General features: G+C 73.9%; 6 protein-coding genes. All 6 read left to right on the top strand.

Translation table 11 applies throughout. The features are described from left to right. Nucleotides 1-98 precede the first annotated feature (98 nt). On the top strand, nt 99-1409 hold the full coding sequence (locus G3I53_RS28405; RefSeq protein WP_164335415.1) for a cation:proton antiporter: 1311 nt from the start codon (nt 99-101) through the stop codon (nt 1407-1409). Between the two features lie 117 nt (nt 1410-1526). Then, the gene (gene glyA, locus G3I53_RS28400; RefSeq protein WP_164335412.1) at nt 1527-2873 is read left to right on the top strand and encodes a serine hydroxymethyltransferase; all 1347 of its coding nucleotides are present in this window, start codon (nt 1527-1529) and stop codon (nt 2871-2873) included. Then, a complete protein-coding gene (gene sbnA / locus G3I53_RS28395; RefSeq protein ID WP_164335410.1) occupies nt 2870-3853 on the top strand; it encodes a 2,3-diaminopropionate biosynthesis protein SbnA in 984 nt (327 codons plus the stop codon). The genes glyA and sbnA overlap by 4 nt, the downstream gene beginning before the upstream one ends. A 37-nt stretch (nt 3854-3890) precedes the next feature. Beyond that, a complete protein-coding gene (sbnB, locus tag G3I53_RS28390) occupies nt 3891-4928 on the top strand; it encodes a 2,3-diaminopropionate biosynthesis protein SbnB (protein ID WP_164335408.1) in 1038 nt (345 codons plus the stop codon). Nucleotides 4929-4936: 8 nt separating this feature from the next. Continuing rightward, complete coding sequence (locus tag G3I53_RS28385) at nt 4937-5143, top strand: MbtH family protein (RefSeq protein WP_164335406.1); 207 nt, start codon at nt 4937-4939, stop codon at nt 5141-5143. Beyond that, on the top strand, nt 5140-9785 hold a 4646-nt coding region (locus tag G3I53_RS28380; protein WP_164438925.1), incomplete at its 3' end, for a non-ribosomal peptide synthetase. The genes G3I53_RS28385 and G3I53_RS28380, both read left to right, overlap by 4 nt.

Genomic DNA, 9785 nt, shown 5'->3' with positions numbered 1-9785 from the left:
ACGCCCGCGGCACCGCGGCGGGCTGACGGCGCATCGGGCGCCCGCCCGGGGCGGGCGCCGGACCACAGAACGGACCAGGAACGAAAGGTGGTGTGGCCGTGGCCGGACCAGTGAAGGACAGCGAGACGGTCGTCGCGACCGTGATGGCGGGCATCGCGGTCATCCTCCTCAGCGGGGTCGTGCTGCGCCGCCTGGCGCTGCGCGTCGGGCAGCCCGCCGTCATCGGCGAGCTGTGCGCGGGTCTCGTCCTCGGCCCGTCCCTGCTCGGCCTGCTGCCGGGCAACCCGACCGAGGTGCTGTTCCCGGCCGCGGCCCGCCCCTACCTGTCCGTACTGGCCCAGGTGGGCGTGGTGCTGTTCGTCTTCCTCATCGGCTGGGAGTTCAACGGGCGGCTGCTGCGCGGCAAGCGGCGCGTGGTCGTGGGCGTGTCACTGTCCTCCATGGCCGTGCCGTTCCTGCTCGGGCTGCCGCTCGCCCTGCTGCTCCACCGGGGGCACGGCGTGGTGGACGGCGAGCCGGTGGCGAAGGTGCCCTTCGTCCTCTACATCGGCGTGGTCATGTCCATCACGGCGTTCCCGGTGCTGGCGAAGTTCCTGGCCGACCGGCGGATGCAGCACTCCCCGGTGGGGGTGCTCGCGCTCGCCTCCGCCGCGTTCGGCGACGCGCTGGCCTGGTGCTCGCTGGCGGTGGTGGTGGTCGTGGTGACGGCCGGCTCCCTGCTCGGGGTGGCGGCCATGGCCGGCTGGCTGGCGCTGTTCCTGGCGGTGATGGTGCTGGCCGTGCGCCCGCTGCTGGCCCGGCTGGTGGAACGCATGAGCATGGGGACGGGCGCCCCCTACCTGCCGGCCGTGGTGGGTGCCGGGGTGCTGCTCTCCGCGTGTGCGACCGCGTGGATCGGCGTGCACGCCATCTTCGGGGCCTTCGTCTTCGGCCTCGTCATGCCGCGCCCGGTGCACCCGCAGCTGCAGAAGCACGCCCTCGAACCCCTCGAACACGTCAGCCACTTCCTGCTGCCGCTGTTCTTCATCGTCGTCGGCCTGTCCATCGACCTGCGCGCGATGTCGGCGGACAACGCGCTGGAGGCCCTGCTCGTGGTGGGGGTCGCCTGCGCCGGGAAGCTCGCCGGAGCGGCCGTCCCGGCGCGGCTGTTCGGGATGTCGTGGCAGGAGAGCAGAACGCTCGGGCTGCTGATGAACATGCGCGGCCTCACCGAGCTGATCGTGCTCAACATCGGCGTCGGCCTGGGCCTGCTGGACCAGGAGGTCTACACCCTGATGGTGGTGATGGCGCTGTTCACCACGTGCCTGCCGGGCCTGTTCCTGCGCCGCGCCGCCGACGACTCCCCTCCGGGCCCGGCGCCCGGACCGCCGCCGTCCACCGCGCCGGCGTCCGTGCCGCAGAAGGTCTGAGCCGCCGGCGGCCGCCTCCCGGCCGCCCACCTCGCCCGCACCCCGCTCCGCCGTCCTGCGTACCGCCTTCCACTGTCCGCTTCTTCTCCCACATCGTCACGAGGGGCTGAATCCACCATGCTCGCCACCGAAGAATTCGCCGCGCACGCCGCACGGCTGCTGGCATCGGACGACGAGGAACTCGTCACCGCCATCGAGCGGGAGGACGCCCGCCAGGAGAACTCCCTGATGCTGGTGGCGTCCTCCAGCGTCACCGACCCGTCGGTGCTGGCCTGCCTGGCGACCTCCTCGATGAACGTCACCGCCGAGGGCTACCCGGGCGCCCGCTACCACGCCGGCTGCGAGGCGATCGACCCCGTCGAGCAGCTGGCGATCGACCGGGCCCGCGCCCTCTTCGGCGCCCAGTACGCCAACGTGCAGCCGCACTCGGCGACCACCGCCAACTACGCCGTCCTCTCCGCCCTCCTCGACCCCGGCGACGTCGTGCTCGGCATGCGCCTCAACCACGGCGGCCACCTCACGCACGGCTACGGCGTCGCCTACTCGGGCACCTACTTCACCCCGGTCAACTACGGCCTGGACGCGCAGGGCCGCATCGACTACGACGAGGTCGCCGCGCTCGCCGCCGAGCACCGCCCGAAGCTGATCATCTGCGGTGCCACCGCCTACCCGCGCACCGTCGACTTCGCCCGCTTCCGGGCCATCGCCGACAGCGTCGGCGCCCTGCTGATGGCCGACATCTCGCACATCGCCGGGCTGGTCGCGGCCGGCCTGCACCCCAGCCCCGTCGACCACGCGCACATCACCACCAGCTGCACCCACAAGCAGCTCTCCGGCCCGCGCGGCGGGCTCATCATGTCCGGCAAGGACGCGGCCATGGTCCTGCCCGGCACCGGCCGCACGCTCGCCCGGACCCTGGACCGCGCCGTCTTCCCGTACTTCCAGGGCGCCCCCGTCCTGCCGGTCATCGCGGCGAAGGCGCGGGCGTTCGCGCTGGCCGCGACCGACCGCTACCGGGCCACCGCGCGGCGCATCCTGGACAACTCCGCGGCGCTGGCCGCCGAACTGACGGCGCTCGGCCACGACGTGGTCACCGGCGGCAGCGACAACCACATCGTGCTGCTCGACCTGACCCGGGACGGGGTCAGCGGCCTGGCCGCCGAACGCGCCCTGGAGTCCATCGGTGTCGTCGTCAACAAGAACCGCGTCCCCGGCGACAGCCGCCCGGCCGCCGTCACCAGCGGGGTGCGCATCGGCACCAACGCGGTCGCCCAGCGGGGCCTCGGGCCGAACGAGATGCGGACCTGCGCCGGCATCATCCACTCCGTCCTCACCCAGATGCGGCCCGACGGCGACCGCGACTTCGTCCTGGACGAGTTCACCGCGTCCGGCCTGCGGGCCGAGGTGGACAAGCTGACCGCCCAGTTCCCGCTGCCCCGCTACGGGCTGGACGGCCGCCCGTGACCCCCCTGCACAAGCGCCTGCGGATGATCGGCGCCTCCGTGGGCCGCACCCCGCTGCTGGCCCTGCCGGACGACGAGCTGAACCTCTTCGCGAAGCTGGAGTACGTCAACCCCAACGGCAGCACCAAGGACCGTTCGGCCTACTGGATCCTGAAGAACGCCGTCGAGCGCGGCGAGATCACCGAACGCACCACCGTCGTGGAGTCGTCGTCGGGCAACTTCGCCACCTCCCTGGCCACCTTCTGCCGGTCGCTCGGGATCCCCTTCGTGCCCGTCATCGACGCCAACTGCAACGCGCTCACCGAGTCCGTGCTGCGCTCCTGCTGCGAACGGGTGGAGAAGGTCACCGACCCGGGACCCCACGGCCACCTCACGGCCCGGCTGGCGCGGGTCGCCGAACTCCGCGAGGAGATCCCCGACGTCTACTGGCCCAACCAGTACGCCAACACGGATGCGGCGGACGCCCACTACCAGACCACCGGCAACGAACTGAGCGGCTCCTTCGCCCGTCTCGACTACCTCTTCGTGGGCGTCGGCACCGGCGGCACCATCGCCGGTCTGTCCCGGCGGATCAAGGAGCAGTTCCCCGCCGCGACCGTCGTGGCCGTCGACGTGCTCGGCTCCGTCGCGCTCGGCGGCGAACCGGGCCGGCGCCACATCCCCGGCCTCGGGTCCAGCATCGTGCCCCCGCTCGTCGACCGCGCCGTCATCGACGACGTGGTCCGCGTCAGCGAGTACGAGACCGTCCTCGGCTGCCGCTCCCTGTACGCCGACCACGGCCTGTACGCGGGCGGTTCGACCGGCAGCGTGTACGCGGCGATCGGCCGGTACTTCGCCGAGCACCCGCCGCCCGCCGGGCAGCGGCCCACCACCGTCTTCCTCTGCGCCGACCGCGGCATCCCCTACTCGCAGACCGTCTACGACCCCGCCTGGGTGGAGCGCACCCTCAGCCCGGACGCGGTGGCCACCGCCACCGCCTGACCCCGCCCGCCCCTCCCACACCACGTAAGGAACCACCGTGTCCGACCGCATCCCGCACTCGCCGCCGTCGCTCACCTTCGTCTCCGAGGACGCCGTCGCCGCGCAGATCGAGGGCCACCGCGAGGACTGCCTCGACCTGGTGCGCCGTGCCTACCTGACGCACGACGGCGGCGACAGCGTCAACCCGCAGAGCGGCTTCCTGCGCTTCCCCGACCAGCCGCGGGCCCGGATCATCTCCCTGCCCGCCTACCTGGGCGGCGAGTTCGGCGTGGCCGGACTGAAGTGGATCGCCAGCTTCCCCGACAACCCGCGCACCCACGGCATCCCGCGCGCCTCCGCGGTCCTGCTGCTCAACGACGTGGTGACCGGCTACCCGGCGGCCTGCCTGGAGTCCTCCGTCATCTCCGCCACCCGCACCGCCGCCTCCGCCGTGCTCGCCGCCGAGACCCTCTCCGGCGGCCGCACCGCCCGCCGCGTCGGCGTCGTCGGCACCGGCCTGATCGCCCGGCACGTCTGGAAGTTCCTGCGCGACCTGAAGTGGGACATCGGCGGCTTCACCCTCCACGACCTGAACCCCGAGGCGGCGCACGCCTTCGGTGCGGAACTCGTCGCCGAGGGCGCGCCCGGCTACACCGTCGCCGACGACGCGGAACAGGCGTTCACCGAGTGCGACCTGGTCGTCCTCACCACCGTCGCCGGCGAACCCCACCTCCACGACCCGAAGCTGCTGGACCACGCCCCGCTGGTGCTGCACCTGTCCCTGCGCGACCTCGGCCCGGACCTGGTGCTCGCCGCCCAGAACATCACCGACGACACCGACCACGCGGTCCGCGAGCGCACCTCCCTGCACCTGGCCGAACAGGCCACCGGCGGGCGGGACTTCATCACCGGCACGCTCGCCGACGTGCTCCTCGGGAAGGTCCGCACCGACCCGTCCCGGCCGGTCGTCTTCTCCCCCTTCGGTCTCGGCGTCCTCGACCTGGCCGTCGGCTCCTGGGTGCACGAGCGCGCCCGGGCGGCGGGCACCGGCCGCGTCGTGGACGACTTCTTCGCATCCACCGTCACCACCAAGTGAGGCAGCCCATGAGCAACGACAGCATCCGCTTCCGCGTCGTCGTCAACATCGAGGAGCAGTACTCCGTCTGGTTCCCGGAGCGCCCCCTCCCGGCCGGCTGGACCGACACCGGCTTCACCGGCACGCGCGAGGAGTGCCTCGCCCACATCGCCGAGGTGTGGACCGACCTCACCCCCCGCTCCGTGCGGGAGCGCCGCAGGAGCGTCCCGGCATGAACGACCTCGACACCCGCATAGCGGGACTCTCCCCGGCCAAGCAGGCCCTGCTCGCCAGGATGCTGCGGGACCGCCGGGCGGCCGGCCGGCCCCGGATCACCCCGAGCGGCGACGACGGCCCGGCGCCCCTGTCGGCGGCGCAGCGGCAGTTCTGGTTCCTGTGGCAGCAGGACCCGGACCACTCCGGCGTCTACAACGTGCCGATGGCGCTGCGGCTGCGCGGGGCCATCAACCCGGCCACCCTCGACCTGGCCCTGCGGCGCGTCATCGAACGGCACACGATCCTGCGCACCCGCTACGAGAGCACCGACGAGGGCCCCGTCGCCGTGACCACGGACGCCGCTGGCTTCTCCCTGGCGGCCGAGGACGTCACGGTCCTGCCCGCCGGCGAGCGCGAGCAGGCGGCCCGCGCGATCGTCGACCGCTGGGCCGCGTACGACTTCGACCTCGCCGCGGAGATCCCCGTCCGCGCGGTGCTGATCCGGCTCGACGACGAGGACCACGTGCTCGCCGTCGTCGTCCACCACATCGCCACCGACGGCGCGTCCGTGGAGATCCTGTTCCGCGAGTTCGCCGCCGTGTGCCGTTCGGTGTGGGAGGACGAGCCGCTCACCCTGCCCGAACTGCCCGTGCAGTACGCCGACTACGCCCGCTGGCAGCAGACCGGCCCCGGCGCCGCCCGGCTCAGCGAGGGCATCGAGTTCTGGGGCGAGCTGCTGGAGGGCGCGGACACCTCCCTCGACCTGCCCACCGACCGGCTGCGGCCCGCCGACGGGCAGCGCAGCGGCGGGAAGCGCCGCCGCCGGCTCGAACCGGACCTGGCCGAACGCGTGCACGCCTTCTCCCGGGAGCAGGGCGCCACCCCGTTCATGACCCTGCTCACCGGGCTCGGCCTGGTGCTGCGCCGCTACAGCGGCAAGAGCGACCTGCTCGTCGGCACCCCGGCCATGAACCGGCCCACCGCCGAGACCGAGCACCTCATCGGCTGCTTCGCCAACACCCTCGCGCTGCGGCTGCGGCTGGACCCCGCCGACACGGCCGCCGGGGCGGTCCGCCGGATCCGGGACGACGTCACCGCCGCCTACGAGTACCAGGACGTGCCGTTCGAGAAGGTCGTCGCCCGCACCGGCACCGAGCGCAGCGCGGACCGCAACCCGCTGTTCCAGGTGATGTTCGTCTACCAGCAGGTCGACGGCGGCATCGGTCTGCCCGGCGTGAGCGCCGAGACCTTCGACACCCACAACGGCACCGCCAAGTTCGACCTGGACCTGTCCCTCCTCGACGGGCCCGACGGCATCGAGGTGTCCTGCGAGTACGACGCCGGGATCTTCTCGGCGCAGCGCGTCGACCGGCTGCTCGCCCACCTGGAGCAGGCCCTGGTCACCATGATCGAGGCGCCGCACACCACCGTCGCGGACCTCGGCGTGCTCACCGCCGAGGAGGAGGGCCGTGCCGCCCTGGAGTGGAACGCGACCGGGGCGGAGTACCCCCGCGAGCGCACCCTGCCCGACCTCTTCGCCGAGCAGGCCGCCGCCCGCCCCGACGCCCCCGCCGTACGCACCCCGTCGGGCACCGTCAGCTACGGGGAACTGGACCGGCGCAGCTCCCGGCTCGCCCGCGTCCTCGGCGGGCGCGGTGCCGGGACCGGCGAGGTCGTGGCCGTCGCCGTGGAGCGGACCGCGGACCTGCCGCTCGCGGTGCTGGGCGTCCTGAAGTCGGGGGCCGCCTACCTGCCGGTCGACCCCGACCAGCCCGCCGAGCGGCTCACGATGATGCTGCAGGACGCCCGGGTGCGGGCCGTCGTCACCACCGCGGCGGTGCGCGACCGGCTCCCCGCGACCGACGTGCCGGTCCTCGTCCTCGACGCGGACGACTCCCGCCGCGAGCTCGACGCCGCCTCCGACGCGCCCCTGCCCTGCCCGGCCGGCGCGGACGACCTCTGCTACATGATCTTCACCTCGGGGTCGACGGGGCGGCCGAAAGGAGTCCTCCTCGACCACCGGGGCCGGGTGAACAACTTCACCGACTTCAACCGGCGTTTCCACGTCTCCTCCGGCGACGCGGTCCTGTCGGTGTCCTCGCTCGGCTTCGACATGACGGCCTACGACCTGCTGGGCACCCTCATCGCCGGGGCCTGCGTGGTGTTGCCGGCACCGGAACGGGACCGCGACCCCGGCCACTGGCTCGACCTGATGCGGGAGCATCGTGTCACCCTGTGGCACTCCGTACCGGCCCTGCTGGGCCTGCTCCTCGACGGCATGGACGACCTCGGTGTCGACGCCCTGCCGGACCTGCGGGTGGTGCTGCTGGGCGGCGACTGGATCCCCGTCACCCTGCCCGGCCGGCTGCGCGCCCGCGCGTCCCGCGCCCGGGTGATCAGCCTGGGCGGCGCCACCGAGGCGTCGATGGACTCCACGATCTTCGAGGTCGAGCAGGTCGACCCGGCCTGGCAGAGCATCCCGTACGGCGTGCCCATGGCCAACCAGACCGCCTACGTCACCGACCCCGACCTGCGGCTCGTCCCGCCCGGGGTGCCCGGCGAGCTGTTCCTCGGCGGGGCCGGACTGGCCTGGGGGTACGCCGACGCGCCCGGCCAGACCGCGGACCGCTTCCTGCCGAACCCGTTCAGCGGCGTCCCCGGCGACCGCATGTACCGCACCGGCGACCTGGCCCGCTACCGGCCCGACGGCAGCCTCGAACTGCTGGGCCGCGTCGACTTCCAGGTGAAGATCGCCGGGCACCGCATCGAGCTGGGGGAGGTGGAGGCCGCCCTGCGGGACCGGCCCGGCATCGCCCAGGCCGTCGCCGCCGCCGTCACCGTGGACGGGCAGCGCCGCCTCGTCGGCTACGTCGTCCCCGAGGAGGGCGCGGACCCGGTCGACCCGGCCGCCGTGCGCGAGCACCTGGCGACCCGGCTGCCCGGCTACATGGTGCCGTCCGTCCTCGTCGCACTGGAGCGGCTGCCGCTGTCCCCCAACGGCAAGGTCGACCGCGGCCGCCTCCCCGCCCCCGGCACGCTGACCGGCGGCACCGCCGCCCGCTCCGCCGGCCGCGCCCCCGCGACCCCGACCGAGCTGCTGCTGGCCGGGGTCTGGCAGGAACTGCTCCAGCTGACCGACCTGCGCGCCACGGACGGCTTCTTCGCCCTCGGCGGCGACTCGGTGACCTGCATCCGCATGGTCACCCGGGCACAGGCCGCGGGCCTGCCGGTCACGCCCCGCATGGTGTTCCAGCACCAGACGATCGAGGAACTGGCCCGCGCCGTCGACGCGTCCGGCCCCGCACCAGGAACCCCGGCGGGCGCCCCGGCCGGGACGGACGGGCCGCCGGCCACGGGCGCACCGCGCGACCGGTACGGCCTGGCGCCGATCCAGCGTCACATGCTCACCACCGCCCGCGAGCGGCCGTTCCCCGGCCTCTACGTCATCCAGTCCGGCTTCCCGCTGCCGGGCGAGCTGGACGAGACGGCCTTCCGCGCCGCCTGGGAGTGGCTGTTCGCCCGGCACGACGTGCTGCGCACCTACTACGAGGGGCTCGACACGGACAGCCCGGTGCAGCGGGTCGCCGAGCACGTCGAGCCGTGGTTCGAGGAGTACGACCTGCGCGGCCTCGACCCCGCGGCGCAGGAGGAGCGGCTGCTGTCCGAGCTGGAGGAGCGGCGGCTGGCCGGCTTCGACCTCGGCCGCCCCCCATTGGTGCGGATCCTGCGGTACCGGCTGACGGACGAGCTGCAACTGGTCGTCCAGCACCACCACTACAGCCTGCTCGACGGCTGGTCCTGCATGCGGCTGCGCCAGGAACTCCTCCTCGCCTACCAGGCGTTCGCGTCGGGCGGCCGGCCGGACGCCGATCCGGCCCGGCCGTTCGCCGAGCACGTCGCCTGGGTGGAGGGCCTGGACCGGGACGCGGCCGCCGCCTACTGGGCCCGCGCCCTCGACGGCAGCCCCGGCCCGTGGGCGGGGGAGCCGGAGCGGACGCAGGGCCGCCCGGTGCAGGTCCAGCGCGCGCTCGACCCGCGCCTCACCGCCCGCCTGGACGTGGCGGCCCAGCGGGCCGGGACCACGTACGCGACCTTCGCGCAGCTCGCGTGGGCGCGGGTCCTCGCGGACCGCACCGGCAGCGAGGACGTCGTCTTCGGCGTCACCTCCAACGGCCGGCCGGTGACCGCCGAGGCGGAGGCCGCGGTCGGCCCGTTCATCACCACGCTGCCCGTCCGGTTCCGGTTCGCACCGGACGAGCCGGTGACGGACGCCGTGCGCCGGCTGCACCTGCAGCGCCTGGAGGCGGAGGAGTTCGGCGGGGTCGAACTGGCCGTGATGACCGGCGGGCGCCCGCTGGAATCGGTGCTGGTCTTCGACAACTACCCGGTGGACGCCTCGCTCGGTGCCGTGTCCGAGGCCACGGCACCGGACCATCCGCTGGCCCACCGCAGCTACTCCGTCGCGCAGACCGAGTTCCCGGTCCGGGTCGACGTGCTGCGCGGGGCGGAGGACGCGCTCGTCCTCACCTTCGCGGGCGACCGCGAGGCGCCCGCCGACGCCGACGCGCTCGCCGACCGGTGGGTGGCGGCCCTGCGCTCCCTGGCGGACCGGGCGGAGGCCGGGCCCGCGGAGGCCGGACCCGCACCAGGGGCCGAGGCCGA

The sequence above is a fragment of the Streptomyces sp. SID14436 genome (genome assembly GCF_010548465.1).
In the GTDB taxonomy this organism is placed as follows: Bacteria; Actinomycetota; Actinomycetes; order Streptomycetales; family Streptomycetaceae; genus Streptomyces.
The sequence above is the reverse complement of the archived record's forward strand: the minus strand, read 5'-3'. Positions and strand labels throughout refer to the sequence as shown.